Here is a 17,569-nt window from a genome sequence, read left to right on the forward strand (position 1 = left end):
TCAGCCGCTTAACGCGTTTCTCGGCGATGCATAAACGCAAGTCGCTCAAGCAGATGCACGTCCTGCTCGTTCTTCAATAAGGCACCATACAGTGGCGGTATAGCCTTGGACTGATCACGCTCGCGTAAAATCTCATCGGGAATATCGTCAGCCATAAGCAGTTTCAGCCAATCTATCAGTTCTGACGTGGACGGCTTTTTCTTTAGACCGGGAACCGAGCGCAGGTCAAAAAACACTTCCAGTGCCTCTTGCACCAGGGTCTGCGTAATCTCTGGATAGTGGACATCGACAATGCGCTGCATGGTGCTCTTGTCGGGAAAGTTAATAAAATGAAAGAAGCAGCGACGCAGGAATGCATCCGGCAGCTCTTTTTCGTTGTTGCTCGTAATAATGATGATGGGGCGTCGAGTCGCCTTGATCGTCTCGCCGGTTTCGTACACAAAGAACTCCATGCGATCCAATTCAACAAGCAGATCATTGGGGAATTCGATATCCGCCTTGTCGACTTCATCAATCAGCAACACGACCTGCTCGTCTGCGGTAAATGCCTCCCAGAGTTTGCCTTTTTTGATGTAGTTGCGAACGTCATGAACTTTGTCATCACCCAACTGCGAGTCACGCAAACGAGATACCGCGTCATATTCGTACAAACCCTGCTGCGCCTTGGTAGTGGACTTGATGTGCCACTGAATCAGGGGGAAGCCCAGTCCTGCAGCCACTTCCTCTGCAAGCATGGTTTTACCCGTACCGGGCTCACCTTTAATCAGGAGAGGACGCTCGAGAGCCACCGCCGCGTTAACGGCCATGCTCAAATCTTCGGTAGCAACATAACGCTCAGTGCCTTCAAACTTCATTGACGGGGCTCCACAGTTTTAAAATGAAGAACAGCGGCCTGTAAGCGGCTGATCAGAAATGTAAGGGGTCGCAAGGGTACCCAACACTGGCAAGGGCGAGCAAGTTGCCAACATCTAGGCTTCGGACTCTTGCACGCTTGAACGACGACCAAGCCAAGCGAGGATGAGCGCCAACACGACTCCCAAACCGGCACTGATGCTGGTAAAGAGCAGCAGTGGCCGCAGCGCGTGTGTCGCCGCCTCCTGCCCCTGACTTAACCATTGAAAGGCGACGACCACGACGGCCGGTGCAAAGGTGTCGGCCTCTGGCTGAATAAACGCAGGGGTTAAAAGCAGACTCAAAAGCGGCAGTGAGAGCAGAACTTTGAATCCAGGGGACCAACTTCGCAGCAACCAAAAATTCATTAAGGCCACCGCAAACATCGCCGACAGTGCGTACACAATCAAGGCGCCAAGATAAGCAGATTCGGTGAGCATTTTGCTAATCCTCGATCGTTAAGGTACTCAGAAGCGACTCTGAGAAAGATGCCGGAGGCATTTGCACATAAAACCCTTTGCTCTCCAAATCATCCAGGACCGTCGCTGCGTCAGCCATAGCCAATTTTCGATGAGGCTCCAAGACCATGACCAGTGCTGACTCAGGGCTGCCAAAGACTGACAACAGGCTCTCTGGCACGCGCGAGAGGCCCTCCTCACGCTTCACATAAAGATACATGCCTTCTTTCCGAGGACTACGAAAGACCTCACACAACGTTTTGGAAGTCACGCGGCCCCCGGCAATGATGCTCTTAAGGGCGCTATCACTGCATCGGCACGCCAGCCCTGCCAACGCAGCGGTTCATCGATGTCTGCTCCGGAGGCTTCACGGAGCAGCAACTCCAGATCCGCAGTCGAGATAAGTATCTCCGGCGCAACATTCATATCTTCGGCGATGCTCCGAGCGACTTGCCTCAGAGCCTTCAAAAGATTGCGCTGTGGTGCCGCTAGCGGCCCGGGAAGCGCATCCGGAAGCTCAACTTCGGGCGTCTCCTGTGCCGCGCTAACACAGGCAAGGAGAGTATCCCCCTGTTTACGCACAACCGAAGCCGGCAGCACATCAAGATCCCCCAGTGCGTCGACATCACCGGGCATAGCCTGCGCAATGGCAATACAGGCCTTGTCTTCAACGATCCACCCCCTGGGTTTATCCACGGAACGGGCAAAGCCTTCTCGCCACTCACAGAGCCTGCGAAGCACCTCCAGTTGGCGGGGGGAAAGTCGCGAAGCCGACTTGACCCGACGATAAATATTCTGGTCGCGATCGTTGAGTAAGCGAATGGCTTCCTGGCCCTCAGCGAGAATCCAGTCCATGCGACCCTGGCTATGCGCCAGATCTTTGAGAATCTTCCATGCGGGCACCAGCTCCAGTACATCCAAAGCGGCGTAATGACACTGCGAGTCGCTCAAGGGACGCTTCAACCAGTCCGAGCGCGTCTCGCCTTTATCCAGCTCGACGCCCAGTAACAACTCTATAAGCGCCCGATAACCCAGACCAAAGCCCTTGCCTAGCAGTGCCGTTGCGCGCTGCGTGTCGATTAATGGGCTTGGCACAACGCCAAGCCAATGCCTGAACACTTCCAAATCCTCACTGCAGGAGTGTAGAACCTTCCAACAATTGGAATCCGTCATGAACGCTCGAAGACCATCAAGCTGCGTTATTTTCAAAGGATCGATAAGCCAGGCATGATCCTCACTGCATAGTTGCAGCAAGGCGATATGCGGGTAGTAACTGTTACGGCGCATAAACTCAGTATCAACCGCGATTTCTGTCGCGCCGCTGAGTGCTTCGAGTGCCTCGCCAAGGGCCTCATCACTCTCTACCAGGGTCCAGTTCATGATCCGCCCACCGGCTGGCGGCCGCTAAATGCATGGGCAAGTGTTGATCCGTCAACGTATTCAAGCTCTCCGCCCAAAGGGACACCATGGGCAATACGCGATACCCGAGGAACCAATGGCTCGAGCATGCGCGTGATGTAATACGCAGTAGCCTCGCCTTCTACGGTGGGGTTAGTGGCCAAAATGACCTCCTTAACCTCGCCGTCACGTGCGAGCGCCTCAAGAATCGGCAAACCAATCTCCTGTGGACCTATGCCATCGATAGGCGATAAATGCCCCATGAGCACAAAGTAGCGTCCGCGATAACCGCCCGCCTGCTCAATCGCCAAAATATCACCGGGCGTTTCCACAATGCACAGCAAAGACCCATCGCGGGCTGTATCGGAACAAATCCCGCAAAGTACCGCCTCGGCAAGATTACGACATTGCTGGCAGCGCCCAACGCGCTCCACAGCGTCCGCTAAAGACTGGCTCAAGCCAAGGGCGCCTTCGCGGTTACGCTCAAGAAGGTGGAGCGCCATGCGCTGCGCAGACTTTGGGCCTACCCCCGGGAGACATCTCAGGCCCTCGATCAGGGCATCCATAGCTGGGCTAAAACGGTACATCAGAAAGGAAACTTAAAGCCGGGAGGGAGTGACATTCCACCGGTAAGATCTTGCATTGCCTTACGATTGGTCTCTTCGACACGCCGAACAGCGTCGTTTACGGCCGCCGCAAGCAAGTCCTCCAATACGGCTTTGTCTTCCCCAAGAACACTTGGGTCAATGTGCACGCGACGCACGTCATGGCGGCCCGTCATGGTCACGGTAACCATTCCAGCGCCAGACTCACCCACAACTTCGCGCTCAGCCATCTCTTCTTGCGCTTTTTGCATGTCAGCCTGCATTTTTTGCGCCTGCTGCATGATGTCACCCAAGCCGCCCTTCATATCACTACTCTCCTTTAAATCATCTCTCGGACACCGAGATAGCTCAAACCCGTTTAAGGCTGCTCTACGGTAACCGAGCCTTGCAATACTTTTGCGTCAAAATCCGACAGCAACTGCAAAACCTGTGGATCTTCGTTGATTTCGGCCTCTGCAATTGCCTGACGTTCGGCCTCCAGCCTTACGCGACGCATGGCCGGCGTCTCCTCACTCACTGGTCCTGGCGTGATTGTTACTTCGCAATGCTCTTTTCGCCATTCTGACAAGGCTTTGGCAAGCATTGCCACGTGCCTGTCGTTAAACAAGTTCGCTCGACTCTCATCCAACACCATATGCCAGGAGGCACCCTGCACACTTTTAATCATGCAGTGGGACGCGATATTCAGGGCACTGCCGCTTAATCCAAGCTCGGAGAGAATTTGGTACCACGGACCCGTGTCTGCGACGGTGTCTTGCGTGGTGTGCGGCGCAGTGTCTTGGACAGCTTGAGCCTGCGAGTTTGGAGCCGTGTCGCCAGAAGACGCCGCTTCGGCTGGTGTTACCGGGCTTTTTTCGGGCCTAATCGCCGCGGGACCCGCTATCGCCGCCGAGGGCGGCTCAGACTTTTTTGCGGGTTCCTTGACCTCCGGGGCCGTCGAGCGAGACTCCAGCAAATCTTCTGCAGTCAGCGCTGGATCCAGAGCCACCACAGGACGAAACGCCAGGAGGCGAAGCACCAGCATCTCAAACGCCGCACGTGGATCACTGGCCTGAAGAACCCGCGAACGCGCACTTTGCGCCAGCTCATAAAACAGCTGAACGTCCTCCGCCGTCATTCGGCCCGCCAAGTCTGCCAAACGCTCCGCGTCACCAAACTCCCGATCGATGGCGCCGGGGACCGCCTGCGCCAGCGCGCAGCGATGCAAGACACTGCACAGCTCGTCTACCGCCGAGGCAAAATCGACGCCCTGCTCGTCCATTTGTGCGCAGTTGGTAATCAGGGCTTTGGCATCATCCGCCAGCAACGCTTCGAGGAGCTCGTAAACATGCCGGCGATCCACGGAGCCCAGCATGCTGGCGACCTCGGCATCACGTAAAGCGCCGTCCCCGAAGGCAATAGCCTGATCTGTAAGGCTCAGCGCATCGCGCATGCTTCCTGCAGCGGCGCGTCCCAGTTGCCACAGAGCCGGCTCATCGAACTCGACATTTTCCTGGGAAAGGACATCCCGCAGGTGCCCCACAACCCGTTCCGCCGACATATTCTTGAGATTGAACTGAAGGCAGCGCGACAGAACCGTTGCGGGCAACTTCTGCGGATCCGTTGTAGCAAGGAGAAATTTAACGTGCTCCGGGGGCTCTTCAAGCGTCTTGAGCAGGGCATTAAAAGAATGCCCTGACAACATATGCACCTCATCAATGAGGTAAACCTTGTACCGAGATCGGGTGGGTGCGTATTGAACGTTGTCCAATAGCTCCCGGGTATCTTCGACTTTGGTGCGCGAGGCTGCATCCACTTCGATGAGATCGACGCTGCGTCCCTCGCTAATTTCGAGACAGCTTCCGCATTCACCACAGGGCGACGCGCTCACCCCGCTCTCGCAGTTCAGACAACGCGCAAGAATGCGGGCAATAGTGGTTTTGCCCACTCCCCGGGTACCGGTGAACAGGTAAGCATGGTGAAGCCGATTGCTGTCCAACGCATGGCGCAGGGCCTGCAAAACATGCTCCTGGCCAACCAGGGCATCAAATGTGGCCGGACGCCATTTTCGCGCCAGCACCTGATAGGACATGTCGATTCCGTACTTGGACGGTCCGTTTACCGGCCCGTCTCTCTGACTTGGATTACCCGCTAGTGCTTATACACCAGCTTCACCCGAGCCGAAATGGAAGCGGCCCGGACAGCCACACCCCGGCACATGTACCAGCAATTACCGTTGCTCCCTTCCGGGCCTGGCGGAGTTCACTGCCTGACATTGCGAGGGGACCGCCCGGGCCACCCTAATACCCCAACACGTGGGGACGCGCATTGTCGCGAAATACCCTCTTGGGAGCAAGGCGAAATGCAGGCTTTATCGTAGTCACGGATTAACACAAGCTTGCGGTGTCTTGCGATACGCCGTCGTTGCCAATATCACGCTACTATGACGCTCCCATGCCTTTAAGCTCCACGCAGCAACCCACCAACGAGACGGCGTAAGCAACAACATCGATGCGATTTCTGTTTGTACAATTTTTGCTGGCCATTCTCGGCTTGAGCTGTGCAGCTTTAGCGGTCGGCGCGCCTCCCGGGAGCACGGTGGCATCAGTCGTACGCGAGGCTTTTGTGGTACGACCGTTCGACGATATCGAGTTGCCCCAAGGCTCGGTCCGGGCGGTTCATGTGGGACAAAAAGGCTACCTTTGGGCGGGTACGCGAGAAGGACTTGTGCAATACAAGTCCGGGCAACAAAAAACCTGGCTGCAAACCTCTGACGGGGTACTGGGCCTTCCGTCCGGCGTAGTCAATGCTATATACGAGGACGATAAGGGAACCATCTGGGTCGCCACGGCACGGGGGATCGCCAAACTCGCAAATGGCGACGATGAATTTCGAGTCGTCATCCAATCCGCCAGCACCGACGATGAACAGTTCGACATTTTAGAACTCGTCGAGTTTCAGGGCGGACTTGTTGGCGTCAGCGCGAGTGGTGATGTACTTGTCGTTACAGAATCAGGCGCGAGCGCTGCGGGGGGACTTGAGGCCCTCGAGGAGGAGGTCCTAACCTCGGCGGTGGCCGTTGGGGACGAGCTTTATGTTGCCGCAATTTCCGGTCGCATCTTTCGTTTGGCCAGGGTGCCCGGGGGGTTTGAGGTACTGGACACGATTCAATCCCCAAACCCGGTAGTGGACCTTCATTGGGACGGCGAATCGCTCATCTGGCTGGACCGAGAACAAGGATTGACCTGGAAAACGCTCCACTCAACAGAGCCACCGCAAAGCAGCAACCCGGTCAAAGGAGACCCTCAGGGGTATTACCGGGCCATGGCCGTACAAGACCCCCAGAACGCCTGGCTATCTGCGGGGCCGAACGTCATACGGAGGAAGAATGGCGTAGCAGACGTGGTCAGATTACCGGGACGCGGCAACGAAGTGCGATCAATCAACGTCGACCCGGTGGGCAACCTTTGGATCGGCACCTATTACGGGCTGTACTACGCAGTTGATACAGACTTCACCGTACTGGAGACCGTCAGCGCATATGACGCCGGTGTCATTTTGAGTCTGACCGCTTCTGGCAACCAGTTGTTTTTAGGGGGACAGAACCTATGGTGGGGAGAAGTCGGCTCCAACAATTTCACGGAATTCGCCCTGAGCCTCCCAGCCGACACCGAATCGTCTTTACGCATCGATCCCCTATCCATCGGCCAGAGTCCGATTACCGCTCTGACTGCCAGTGAGCAAAGCCTCCTTGTGGGCTACCACATTGGCGGCATGGACGTAATCGATCTTGAGAGCGGCCGGGTTACGAACATCACATCTAGCAACGGTAAGAGCTTCGAGGGCGTCGGTGTCAGTGCATTTACCCAGGTAGAGGACCAGGTGTTCCTGGCCTCTTTTTATCTTTACGGGCTGGTGGAAGTGCGCGTGCAAAACATGCCCGATGCTCCTCCAAAAGTCACCCTAAGACGAATCACCGACCAACAGACGCTGATTGGTGTCTATCGTATTGATGATTCCACGTTTGTTGCTATCGATCAGCAGCAGGTTCTACTCGTCATTCGTGACGCAGGCGGACAGTACCGTAGCAAAATATTAGAAAGCGCCTCCGAGGGAATTATCTTCGCGGTTGAGGCGGACGGTGCGGGCGGTGCATTCCTGGGTATCGAAAATGTCGGCGTGCGACATCTTAGTGCCGCAATGCTGGCACAACAGCGCTACGCTCCCACCAGCATTCCCCTGATCGAGGAGTACTTAAAGGGAAGCACGATCTGGCATCTGCTCTTAGATCACGAAAACATCCTGTGGGTCACCACAAATCAGGGGCTTTACACCTTCGACCTATCCGAAGAAAAGTTTGGGGCACACATAACCTACGCCGATGGCCTGCCCGCTAACGAATTTGATTACGGGTCACATGCACGCTTTCTGGCCCCCAATGGCGAGCGCATTTTCATGTCCGCCAAGGTGCCGGTGGCCTTTAAAAACCCGGCATTCGCAGAAAAGAAAAAAATCCAACTCTTCTGGACGGATGTGTCTATCAATGGCAAACCCATAGTGGCCAGTCATACACCGGATAACGGCGCCTACCTGAACGTCGAGTTCAAAGATGTCTCTGCCGGCACCCTGCGAATAGATTACAGCTATAACGACCACATTCGGGCCAGCGAGCTGAACTATGCCATGCGTTTTGGTGACACAGACGACTGGGTACTGCAGCGCAATCCCTCAGTAGTATTGACGCGACAACAGGTCTGGGGGCCTGTTGAGGTGCAGATTGCAATGTTGGATACCAACGGTAATGTCGCCTCCGAACCACTATTGATGACCGTCGATATCGACTCACCAGCTTATATTTTGTGGTTTCTCGATCTTCGCTACGCGATCCCTGCCCTGCTAAGCATCTCTTTGCTCATGTTTTTTATGCAATTGAGCAGCCGGAGGCGCCAACAGGTAACTCTCGACGAAGCTAACCGCAAACGTGACATTGTAGAGGCTGAAATGCGCGGCCGGCTCAGCGAAAAAGAGATTCTCTTACGCGAACTCCATCATCGTGTAGGCAACATTCTGACCAACTTCTCATCCAGCGTGCGCGCTATGCAGCGAAGCGCGAAACACACAGAAACCCGGGAGTCACTCTCGCACCTCAATGCCCGACTCAAGGTGCAGTCGGCAATCCACCTTTTGCTGCAGCGCTCGGACCGCACGGATATCAATATCGCCTCGATGATCAGACAGGTATCGTTTGGTGTTCGTGACCTGTTACAGGATCAGGATTCACGCACAGTGGAGCTTGAACTAGACGATGTGTTCATGACCTATTCCAAAGCTCAATACCTTGGCCTGATTGTTAACGAGCTCATGACCAACACCTACAAGTACGCCGTCGATACGCCCTCCCCTGTACTTGCGACCATCTCCCTGACGGCCGATGGAGCGGATGGGCCTATTAAATTCCACTTTCGGGACTACGGAAACGGCATGGATCAAGCCACGCTGGAGGACGCCATGATTCAGAGGCGCTATTCGGATCGGGAGGGACTGGCACAGCTTGTGGGATTAGCTCTGGAGTTGGGCGCAGAACCCCAGCTCTACAATGACCAGGGATTCCACTTTGAGCTACTGATAAAGCGGCACTGAGCTCCACACAACTCCAAGCTAAGCAGAGGATTACTAACGCGCCTTGCGCTGCACCTTCGGCTTGTGCGCACTCAGGCCCAGTTTGATCGCTTTGTCTTCCCGGACGCGATTCTTGATATAGCAGCGATACCGATAGCCTATTTTTTTGTGCTCATAGTGCTCCGCGCGACGCTTTTTTCTGGGTACGCCCACGTGCTCTAACTTGACCCAATAGGCTTTTTCGCCGCTCGAGGTGCCCAGTACCGTCGGATCCAGATCACCGTTGAGTTCGCTGGCCCAGCAAGCCTGAATGAGCTGTGGTGCTTTCACAGCAATAGCACGGCATTTATTGCACGATGCCGGATAGTTAGCCCGCAGTCGAGCAACCACCGATGCACTGAACGTATGGCCCAGTTCACAGAGCCAATAAAGCGGCTCACTGGATCCCTTGCGAACCGTATTTGCGGTGTCAGGCGGGTTGAGCGTTGGATGCAACTGCGCCGCCAGTTCCGGACAGCTGTAGGCGATCGCCTTACATGCCTGGCAGCAGGCTTGATTTCGTGCGGTACTGGTGCGATGGCAAATAGCTGAACTCCAGGAGTGCCCGTTCTCGCAAACCCAGAATGCGACTCGCTGACTGCCCGGTGCAAACTCCTCAGGCCCGCGCGCGTTGCGCTCATAGTCCCATTCGCGCGCAATTTGAGGGTGGGTATCAAGCAGATTGGCGCCCGGATCCCGTTTGCCATGAATGCGCCAGGCGGTCTTACCCTCACGCCGACATTCCTGACAGCGATGGCCCGTCGCCAATACTCTGTAGGGCGCCCGCGCGAAGGAGTGTCCGTTCTCGCAGCGCCAAAAATATCGCTCGCGATCGTAGGCAGACACATCCAGAGGTGAAAGCGCGTTCTTTTTATCATCCCAATATCGCAGTAAGCCGGGCATTCTGGTCGCAACGGACCCGGCACAAACGGGACAGCCTCGACTGCTCCGATGGGAGGTCCGCGATGCCCGATACTCGTGGCCACCCGGACAGCGCCAGGTACAGATGACTGACGAATCTTCGGGAATTGCAGAGAACGGTTTGCCATCGTCACTCGCGACGAAGCGGCTTAGTAAATCGGCGCCTGTGAACTCTTGAAATCGATGCGGTAACACAATCCCGTCGGGGAGCTCATCTACCTTGCGTACAGCAGCCATGAGCCTAGCTACCCAAGCCGTTACGCGCCCGCATTAACAACGGCACAGCTGAATCAGCTAGCCCGGCACGAGTCGCGTAATAAAGTGATGCCTTGAACATTAAATAAACCTGTCTATTAAAGTTATAGGTCGTATAATAGCAGACAATTTCCACTATTTTTGTCACAATAACCATCAAGAGCGAGTTGCGTAAATGGAGTGGTCTTTAGGCTATCAGCCTGAATATGACGCCCTGATAGTAGAAAACGAACTCGACTTTCGGTCAGAGTTAATCTACTTCATTGAGGCGCTTGATGTAGGTATTAGTGTTGCCGCCGAAGCTTCCAACTTTGACGACGCCAAGGCGCGCCTCGATCAGGGCGACATAGACCTGCTTATTACCGATATCAACCTGACCGACAGTCCGCGCTTTAAGGTGGGCGATCGCGACGGGCTTGAGCTCGCAGCCTACGCAAAAGACACTTTTGATATTCCCGCTGTCTTTTTAACCGCATTCGCTGACTTTGACCCTGCGGTATTCAATTTAGCCGCTGCCTGCGAACCGGTAGGATTTATACAAAAGAACGGCAATGAAATTGACGGCCAGACCCGGGCCCATATGGGCTTGGCCGTACGCAGACTCGAAAGCATCCGGCGGGAGCGTGAAAGCAGTCGCCAGCTGTCTGATATCAGTAGTCATTTTGGATCCGCCAAGTTGTATGTGGACAAGGACGGCCTCGTTTACGACTTCAATTGCGAGGCTTGCTCGCTCCTGGAGCGATCGCCACAGGACCTGGTTAACCATCATTGGGAGGATCTGGTCAGTATTTCGCCATCACCCCCCGCTGGCTCTCACCCGCTGAGTAGGGCATTCGAATCCGGTGAGCCGTTATTTCTTCCCGCCGTCGCAATAAACTTACCCGAGAATGGACTACTACTGGCAAGCGCCCTGGTTATCGCCAGCGAGCACCTGCGCCGGTCCTGCACGATACTGCTGCTTAACGATCACGGCAAAACCACAAGAGATTTCAAGAACTGGGAACTTGATGACGGCAATTGCTTGGTGTTTATCGGCACCTCGCCCGCGCTGGAGCACAGCGCCCTGGACCTGGCTATCGATGCTCGCGCGGTGATGCTTGAACTGTATAGCGGCGTTTTGGCGCGCCTGCCCTCAAGTGTTACCGTGAGCATTCTGAAGCCGAAAACCCTGGCAGTTATCCTGGAAGCGACTTCAGAGGCTGCCGGGCAGAGCCTGATCTCCACTTTCATAATTGATATGGAGGTAACTTTGGCCAAGCGCCACCCTGGCTTAAGGCTTCACGCGGGTTTGGCTCACGTGCAGGCACAGATGTCGGTAAAAGACGTCATGCAAAGCGCTCTCACTGGATTGGAAAAAGCGCAGCATGATCCGGTCAAACGGGTACACAGCGCGAACAGCTAAAACTTATCGTCCAAAAACGCAGGGGCTGAGGAACATGAAGAAAACAGAGACTATGCCTTTTGTTTTCGAGCCCTCGGCTCCACCCGGTGTTCCCGTTAATGGCGAGCACGCCCTGTTTCCCGTGCGGCGTATTTTCTGTGTCGGTCGCAACTACGCCGAACACGCAGAAGAGATGGGCGCAGACCCCCAGCGGGACCCACCGTTCTTTTTTAGCAAGCCTGCGGATGCCGCAGTCATAAACGGTTTGGACATCCCCTACCCACCGGCAACCAGCAATCTGCACCACGAAGTAGAGTTAGTCATTGCCATCGGCACGGCGGGCGCCAACATCCCGGCGCAGTCCGCTCTGAATCATGTATACGGATATGCGGTAGGCAATGATTTAACCCGCAGAGACCTGCAGGCTGAGGCCAAGAAGAGCGGCCGACCCTGGGACACCGCCAAGGGTTTTGATCAATCGGCCCCCATTGCAAATATCAGCCCGGTAAGTCTTTGCGGGCACATTAAGAGCGGCAGAATCTCTCTTCGAGTCAATGGTGAGCAACGTCAACGTGGCGATATTGCGGACATGATCTGGTCTGTTGCCGAAATCATCAGCACTTTGTCAGCACTGTTCACACTGCAGCCCGGAGATTTGATCTTTAGCGGTACGCCGGCGGGCGTGGGGCCACTAGAGCCCGGTGATCAGGTAGACGCATTTATTGAAGGCTTAAGTCCCTTGAGCCACAAGGTCGTTGCCAGTTAGTCCGTAAGCCAGCAACTGTTACCTGCTTTGTCCGGCATGTTCTTTAAACCATGTCTCGGGTACGGACCTAAAAAATGTTGGCGCGCCCAGGAGGATTCGAACCCCCGACCGCCGGCTTAGAAGGCCGATGCTCTATCCAACTGAGCTATGAGCGCGTATCAAGAAAAACTGCGAGTTTGTTGCTGCCCGGTATTGTAGGTGTTGCGCAACGCTGTGGGAACCGACTTAAGCGCTGAAATGGGGTGGCCGACGGGTCTTGAACCCGCTACCTCCGGAGTCACAATCCGGTGCTCTACCCGGTGAGCTACGGCCACCACTAAACGGTCAACGAGCAGCAGTGCCTGAATAGCGCCTGAACCATGTCCAGACCATTCCTAAACAGAGTCAGGAAAGCAGCGCTCCTTCTAAGGGATGTAGCGGATAATGTGAAAGGTTGGTCGGGGTAGAGAGATTCGAACTCCCGACATCCTGCTCCCAAAGCAGGCGCGCTACCAGACTGCGCTATACCCCGATAAAGCCTTTCAACATCGATGACCTGCGTCACCAAAACAACCCCATGCACACCGATTACACTACCTTTCGCGCGATCTGTGAGCAAGCCCGATTTAGGGAGCGCGAATGTTACTCATCCGCTATGGCCCCGTCAATCAAAACACTAACTGTTTATACGTCGCCAAAGGGTTCCGCTCGCGGAGTCCTCTAAAACAATCCCGCCGGCGGTCAATTCATCACGAATCTCATCAGCACGGGCATAGTCACGCGCGAGCTTTGCCTCGACCCGTTCAGCAATCAATGCCTCGATGGCCCCAGCACTCAGGCCTTCGTCATTCGACGATCCGTCGCCTTGCAGCCAGCTTAAAGGGTCTTGCTGAAGAATGCCCAATAAGTTACCCGCAGCAAGCAGCCTCGCCTTTAAAACAGGTTTATTGGCATCCGCCGCCTTGTTGATGTCTCGAGCGATCCCATGCAGCTCGCTGATAGCCAGGGGCGTATTGAGGTCGTCGCAAAGCGCGGCGTAAAACCCCTCTCCCTCTAGCACCACTTCATAGTCGAGTTCGACATCCTGCACCGAGCGCAAGGTGTTATAAAAGCTGGTCAGCGTCTGCTCCGCCTGTTCCAGCAAGGCTTCGGAGAAGTTCAAAGGCGAGCGGTAATGCGCTGACAGCAAAGCAAAGCGCAGAACCTCACCCCGATAGCGCGTCAGCAGCTCGCGAATCGTGGCGACATTCCCTAAGGACTTGGACATCTTCTCGCCGTCCATATCCAGAAAAGCGTTGTGCATCCAAACGCGCACGAACTCATCACCAAAGGCGCAGCAGCTTTGCGCAAGCTCATTCTCATGATGTGGAAAGATCAGGTCACGGCCACCGCCGTGTATATCGATGGTGGGCCCCAGATGCTCTCGGATCATCGCCGAACACTCCAGATGCCAGCCCGGCCTTACGCGCCCCCAGGGGCTATCCCAACCCGGTTCATCATCAGTGGAGGGCTTCCAAAGAACAAAATCACCAGGATGACGCTTGTATTTGGCGACCTCTACTCTGGCGCCGGCGAGCATGTCGTCCAGTGAGCGGCCCGAGAGCTTCCCGTAGTCGTCCATGGAGGTGACATCGAACAGCACATGGCCCTCGGATTCGTAGGCATGATCCTTGGCTATGAGCGTCTCAGTCAGCGCAATCATAGGTCCGATATTGTCGGTCGCGTGAGGCTCCAGCGTGGGCGGCAGAGCATTAAGTTGCGCCGTGTCTTCCCGGTACTTTTGTGTGAACTCCCCGGCGATAACATCAATAGCAACGCCCTGCTCATGCGCTGCGCGCATAATCTTGTCGTCGATGTCGGTAATGTTTCGGGCATACATGACCTTGTCGTAGCGCGTCTGCAGCAACCGAAACAAGGTGTCGAATACCACCACCGGGCGCGCATTTCCGATGTGAGCCAGGTTGTAGACCGTCGGACCGCACACATACATTGTCACGCAGTCAGGGTCGACCGGACTAAATGCCTCTTTGCGTCTGGCGCGTGTATTAAAAAGCTGCAGAGCCACTTTCTTCTATTCTCCTAAAGTCCGCATCAGGCCTTGGCAGCCCAAACATCCCGCAGTCCAATGGTTTGGTTGAACACAGGCGCGTCTTCGCGATGGTCAAAGCGATCAGCCACAAAATAGCCCTCTCGCTCAAACTGAAAGCGCGTCTCCGGCGCAGCGGCTGCGGCGCCGGGCTCCAGCAATGCTCCTTCAACAACGCGCAAGGCCTGTGGATTAAGAAAACTCATAAAATCGGCCCCGCCGCGGTCCGGCGCGGGATCAGTGAACAGTCGATCGTACAGGCGTACGGTAGCGGGAACCGCTGAGCTCGCCTCAACCCAGTGAATCACTCCCTTGGGCTTTATCCCATCTTCAGGGTCGTTGCCCAAGGTCCCCTCAATGAGGTCTGCAACGACGGCCACGATCTCTCCCGCCGCGTCTTTTTGCACGTCCACAGCCTCAATAACGTAGGCATTGCGAAGTCGAACGCGTTTGCCCAACACCAAACGCTTGAATTTTTTATTGGCCTCCTCGCGAAAATCCTCGGCGTCGATAAACAGCTCACCGGAAAACGGCAGTGCACGCTCACCCAACTCCGGCTTGGAGGGGTGCGCGGGCGCTACTATCGGCGGATGCTCATCAGACACATTGCGCAAAATCAATTTGAGAGGATTCAGCACGCACATAGCGCGCGGGGCGTGCTGGTTGAGATCATCACGGATGGCATGCTCGAGCATAGCCACATCCACCACGCCATCGGATCGCGAGGTACCCACCATCTCGCAAAAGTGTCGGATGGCAGCCGGCGTGTAACCTCTGCGCCGCATGCCCGCGACCGTGGGCATCCGCGGGTCATCCCAGGAATCCACAACGCCCTCGTCCACCAGTTGCTTGAGTTTGCGCTTACTGGTCACCGTGTAACTGGTGTTCAGGCGCCCAAACTCGTATTGCCGCGGCTGACTCTCTACCGGCAGGTTGGCAATAAACCAGTCGTATAAAGGCCGGTGATCTTCAAACTCCAGGGTGCAGATAGAGTGGGTAACGCCCTCGATCGCATCTTCCTGACCATGGGCAAAGTCGTAGGTTGGATAAATAGGCCACGCATCTCCCGTCTGGTGATGATGCGCCTTACGAATGCGATACAAAATCGGGTCCCGCAGATTCATGTTGGGATGCGCCATATCGATTTTTGCTCGCAGCACACGCTCGCCATCGGCAAATTCCCCCGCACGCATACGACGCAGAAGATCCAGGTTCTCGTCTACGGAACGGTCACGGTAAGGGCTGTTGCGCCCGGGCTCAGTCAGGTTGCCCCGATACTCCCGCGCCTGGTCAGCGCTCAAATCATCGACATAGGCCTTGCCCTGCTCAACCAGATGCTCGGCCCAGCCATACAGCGTGTCAAAGTAGCTCGATGCAAAGCGCACCGGGCCCTCCCACCTGTATCCCAGCCAGGCAACGTCTGCTTGAATCGACTCAATGAACTCCTGGCTTTCTTTTTCGGGGTTTGTGTCGTCAAAGCGCAGACGACAGATGCCGCCGAACTCCTCGGCCAAGCCAAAATTCACGCTGATGGACTTGGCGTGGCCGATGTGCAGATAGCCATTGGGCTCCGGCGGGAACCGGGTGACGATCTGTGTCACCTTCTGGGATCGTAGATCCTCGGCAATCAAGGTGCGCAAAAAATTATTACTGGTAGTCCCAGATTCCACGGTTTGGGGCCTCCGCCCGTTAAAAAGCGGCGTAGTATACCGGCTGCGGCTGTGAGCAGACAGTAAGTGATGTGGATCATTTAACACTTAGAAACCGCTCGGGTGGTTCTCACTGCGGGCTAAAACAAGTAATATCGCGCCCCTGCCGGATGTATGCGTTATTGGACCCGGCGCGGGCGCCTCCAAACACGCCACGACATACCCTTTGAGCACTTTTTATCAGAACAAGGATTCACTATGGTCACCCTCCACACCACCTACGGCCCTATCAAGCTCGAACTTGATGCAGAAAAAGCACCTATTTCAGTGGCCAACTTTTTGATGTACGCGCGTGAGGGACTTTATGACGGCACAATCTTTCACCGGGTCATAGATAACTTCATGATCCAGGGCGGTGGTTTTGATGCTGACATGAAGCAAAAAGAGACCAAAGAGCCCATCGAGAACGAAGCGGATAACGGCCTGAAGAACGACTTTGGCACCGTTGCCATGGCCCGTACCATGGACCCTCATTCGGCTACAGCCCAGTTCTTTATTAACGTGAAGGACAACGACTTTCTAAACCACAGCGGCAAAACGATGCAGGGCTGGGGTTACGCCGTGTTTGGCAAGATCGTCGACGGCGAAGACACACTGAACAAGATTCGTGCGGTACCGACCACTTCTCGCGGTGGACATCAGGACGTTCCCGTTGAAACCGTCATCATCGAATCTGTCGTCATTGACGACGACGCTTCTGAGAGCTGATCAGCGACGCACTCGCAACTATGAGTGAGAGCTGCTTTTTTATATCAGATCTGCACCTGGACGAGTCTCGGCCCTATGTGACCGAGGCTCTGTCCCGGTTTCTTGACCAGCGCCGAGACGCCCAAGCGCTATATATTCTGGGCGACCTCTTTGAGTTCTGGATTGGCGATGACGACGACGCGCGGATTGCCACGGACGTCGCGCACATCCTTAAGGACTATCAACAATCCGGTCCTGACGTTTTTATCATGCACGGCAACCGCGACTTCCTGCTGGGGGAGCGCTTTATGGCCCGGGTAGGCGCGCAGCTACTTCCGGATCCCAGCGTTGTCGACATTCAGGGACAGCGACTTCTGCTGATGCACGGCGACAGCCTGTGCACCCGGGACACCGATTATCAGGCCTTTAGGACCCTTGCCCGAGACCCGGACTGGCAAGCCAGCATGCTGTCGCAGAGCCTGGAGGCTCGCCGGGAGTTGGCGCAACATCTTCGCAAAACCAGTCGCGACGCGGGAAGCCGCAAGGCTGCCGACATTATGGATGTGACGGAGCGGGACGTCGTAACAGCCATGAAAGAAGCCCGCAGTGAGACGCTAATTCACGGCCATACCCACCGCCCGGCGCGTCATGAGGACGTCGCGGGAACGCGCTGGGTTCTTGGAGACTGGGATCAAACCGGTTGGTACATAGAACTGACAGACGGCAAAATAGACTTGGTAGAGTTTGATATAAAACAATAGCTTGCGATCATTAATTGATCAAAAATATAAACTTT

At 55.4% G+C, this 17,569-nt stretch carries 15 protein-coding genes, 3 tRNA genes and 1 other RNA gene; 5 read left to right on the forward strand and 14 right to left on the reverse strand.

What is annotated here, in order from left to right; all coding sequences use genetic code 11:
* Nucleotides 1–8 precede the first annotated feature (8 nt).
* The 8 genes from R0135_RS03575 to ffs all read right to left on the reverse strand — a co-directional run bounded on the left by R0135_RS03575 (nucleotide 9) and on the right by ffs (nucleotide 5,623).
* A complete protein-coding gene (locus R0135_RS03575) occupies nucleotides 9–854 on the reverse strand; it encodes an AAA family ATPase (RefSeq protein ID WP_407348885.1) in 846 nt (281 codons plus the stop codon).
* Nucleotides 855–968: 114 nt separating this feature from the next.
* Complete coding sequence (locus R0135_RS03580; RefSeq protein ID WP_407348886.1) at nucleotides 969–1,331, reverse strand: hypothetical protein; 363 nt, start codon at nucleotides 1,329–1,331, stop codon at nucleotides 969–971.
* 4 nt (nucleotides 1,332–1,335) lie between these two features.
* On the reverse strand, nucleotides 1,336–1,569 hold the full coding sequence (locus R0135_RS03585) for a YcgL domain-containing protein (RefSeq protein ID WP_407348887.1): 234 nt from the start codon (nucleotides 1,567–1,569) through the stop codon (nucleotides 1,336–1,338).
* Nucleotides 1,570–1,616: 47 nt separating this feature from the next.
* Nucleotides 1,617–2,729: a ribonuclease D gene (gene rnd, locus R0135_RS03590; protein WP_407348888.1), complete on the reverse strand. Its 1,113-nt coding sequence runs from the start codon at nucleotides 2,727–2,729 to the stop codon at nucleotides 1,617–1,619.
* On the reverse strand, nucleotides 2,726–3,334 hold the full coding sequence (gene recR / locus R0135_RS03595; protein ID WP_407348889.1) for a recombination mediator RecR: 609 nt from the start codon (nucleotides 3,332–3,334) through the stop codon (nucleotides 2,726–2,728). Before recR ends, rnd begins: the two co-directional genes overlap by 4 nt.
* Nucleotides 3,334–3,657: a YbaB/EbfC family nucleoid-associated protein gene (locus tag R0135_RS03600; RefSeq protein WP_407348890.1), complete on the reverse strand. Its 324-nt coding sequence runs from the start codon at nucleotides 3,655–3,657 to the stop codon at nucleotides 3,334–3,336. The genes recR and R0135_RS03600 overlap by 1 nt, the downstream gene beginning before the upstream one ends.
* A gap of 53 nt (nucleotides 3,658–3,710) precedes the next feature.
* Nucleotides 3,711–5,423 (reverse strand): DNA polymerase III subunit gamma/tau, encoded by a 1,713-nt coding sequence (dnaX, locus tag R0135_RS03605; protein WP_407348891.1) that lies wholly within the window; start codon nucleotides 5,421–5,423, stop codon nucleotides 3,711–3,713.
* A gap of 103 nt (nucleotides 5,424–5,526) precedes the next feature.
* Nucleotides 5,527–5,623: signal recognition particle sRNA small type (gene ffs / locus R0135_RS03610), an RNA gene on the reverse strand.
* A 306-nt stretch (nucleotides 5,624–5,929) separates the two neighbouring features.
* On the opposite strand from ffs, the gene R0135_RS03615 reads away from it, so the two are divergent.
* Nucleotides 5,930–8,971: a two-component regulator propeller domain-containing protein gene (locus R0135_RS03615; protein ID WP_407348892.1), complete on the forward strand. Its 3,042-nt coding sequence runs from the start codon at nucleotides 5,930–5,932 to the stop codon at nucleotides 8,969–8,971.
* A 33-nt stretch (nucleotides 8,972–9,004) separates the two neighbouring features.
* On the opposite strand, the gene R0135_RS03620 is transcribed toward R0135_RS03615, so the two are convergent.
* Entirely contained in the window at nucleotides 9,005–10,147 is a 1,143-nt protein-coding gene (locus tag R0135_RS03620; protein WP_407348893.1) for a zinc-ribbon domain-containing protein, read from the reverse strand.
* A 193-nt stretch (nucleotides 10,148–10,340) separates the two neighbouring features.
* On the opposite strand from R0135_RS03620, the gene R0135_RS03625 reads away from it, so the two are divergent.
* A complete protein-coding gene (locus R0135_RS03625) occupies nucleotides 10,341–11,567 on the forward strand; it encodes a response regulator (RefSeq protein ID WP_407348894.1) in 1,227 nt (408 codons plus the stop codon).
* 34 nt (nucleotides 11,568–11,601) lie between these two features.
* Nucleotides 11,602–12,312, forward strand: a complete 711-nt coding sequence (locus tag R0135_RS03630) for a fumarylacetoacetate hydrolase family protein (RefSeq protein WP_407348895.1) — start codon at nucleotides 11,602–11,604, stop codon at nucleotides 12,310–12,312.
* A gap of 78 nt (nucleotides 12,313–12,390) precedes the next feature.
* On the opposite strand, the gene R0135_RS03635 is transcribed toward R0135_RS03630, so the two are convergent.
* The 5 genes from R0135_RS03635 to R0135_RS03655 form a co-directional block, all read right to left on the reverse strand.
* Nucleotides 12,391–12,467 (reverse strand) — tRNA-Arg (locus tag R0135_RS03635).
* 83 nt (nucleotides 12,468–12,550) lie between these two features.
* Nucleotides 12,551–12,626, reverse strand: a tRNA-His gene (locus tag R0135_RS03640).
* Nucleotides 12,627–12,746: 120 nt separating this feature from the next.
* Nucleotides 12,747–12,823, reverse strand: a tRNA-Pro gene (locus tag R0135_RS03645).
* 144 nt (nucleotides 12,824–12,967) lie between these two features.
* The gene (gene cysS / locus R0135_RS03650; RefSeq protein WP_407348896.1) at nucleotides 12,968–14,356 is read right to left on the reverse strand and encodes a cysteine--tRNA ligase; all 1,389 of its coding nucleotides are present in this window, start codon (nucleotides 14,354–14,356) and stop codon (nucleotides 12,968–12,970) included.
* Nucleotides 14,357–14,382: 26 nt separating this feature from the next.
* Entirely contained in the window at nucleotides 14,383–16,047 is a 1,665-nt protein-coding gene (locus tag R0135_RS03655) for a glutamine--tRNA ligase/YqeY domain fusion protein (protein ID WP_407348897.1), read from the reverse strand.
* A gap of 237 nt (nucleotides 16,048–16,284) precedes the next feature.
* Between R0135_RS03655 and R0135_RS03660 the strand changes: the two genes are divergently transcribed.
* On the forward strand, nucleotides 16,285–16,794 hold the full coding sequence (locus tag R0135_RS03660) for a peptidylprolyl isomerase (protein WP_407348898.1): 510 nt from the start codon (nucleotides 16,285–16,287) through the stop codon (nucleotides 16,792–16,794).
* A gap of 20 nt (nucleotides 16,795–16,814) precedes the next feature.
* A complete protein-coding gene (locus R0135_RS03665; protein WP_407348899.1) occupies nucleotides 16,815–17,534 on the forward strand; it encodes a UDP-2,3-diacylglucosamine diphosphatase in 720 nt (239 codons plus the stop codon).
* Nucleotides 17,535–17,569: the final 35 nt, after the last annotated feature.

Source organism: Congregibacter variabilis, assembly GCF_045689235.1.
Lineage (GTDB): Bacteria > Pseudomonadota > Gammaproteobacteria > Pseudomonadales > Halieaceae > Congregibacter > Congregibacter variabilis.

Bases quoted from the DNA above. Each gene is read 5' to 3' on its own strand.
- R0135_RS03600 (WP_407348890.1), bottom strand. From the start codon at position 3,657: ATGAAGGGCGGCTTGGGTGACATCATGCAGCAGGCGCAAAAAATGCAG.
- R0135_RS03575 (WP_407348885.1), bottom strand. From the start codon at position 854: ATGAAGTTTGAAGGCACTGAGCGTTATGTTGCTACCGAAGATTTGAGC.
- R0135_RS03580 (WP_407348886.1), bottom strand. From the start codon at position 1,331: ATGCTCACCGAATCTGCTTATCTTGGCGCCTTGATTGTGTACGCACTG.
- rnd (WP_407348888.1), bottom strand. From the start codon at position 2,729: ATGAACTGGACCCTGGTAGAGAGTGATGAGGCCCTTGGCGAGGCACTC.
- R0135_RS03625 (WP_407348894.1), top strand. From the start codon at position 10,341: ATGGAGTGGTCTTTAGGCTATCAGCCTGAATATGACGCCCTGATAGTA.
- R0135_RS03620 (WP_407348893.1), bottom strand. From the start codon at position 10,147: ATGGCTGCTGTACGCAAGGTAGATGAGCTCCCCGACGGGATTGTGTTA.
- R0135_RS03585 (WP_407348887.1), bottom strand. From the start codon at position 1,569: ATGTATCTTTATGTGAAGCGTGAGGAGGGCCTCTCGCGCGTGCCAGAG.
- R0135_RS03630 (WP_407348895.1), top strand. From the start codon at position 11,602: ATGAAGAAAACAGAGACTATGCCTTTTGTTTTCGAGCCCTCGGCTCCA.
- R0135_RS03665 (WP_407348899.1), top strand. From the start codon at position 16,815: ATGAGTGAGAGCTGCTTTTTTATATCAGATCTGCACCTGGACGAGTCT.
- dnaX (WP_407348891.1), bottom strand. From the start codon at position 5,423: ATGTCCTATCAGGTGCTGGCGCGAAAATGGCGTCCGGCCACATTTGAT.
- recR (WP_407348889.1), bottom strand. From the start codon at position 3,334: ATGTACCGTTTTAGCCCAGCTATGGATGCCCTGATCGAGGGCCTGAGA.
- R0135_RS03660 (WP_407348898.1), top strand. From the start codon at position 16,285: ATGGTCACCCTCCACACCACCTACGGCCCTATCAAGCTCGAACTTGAT.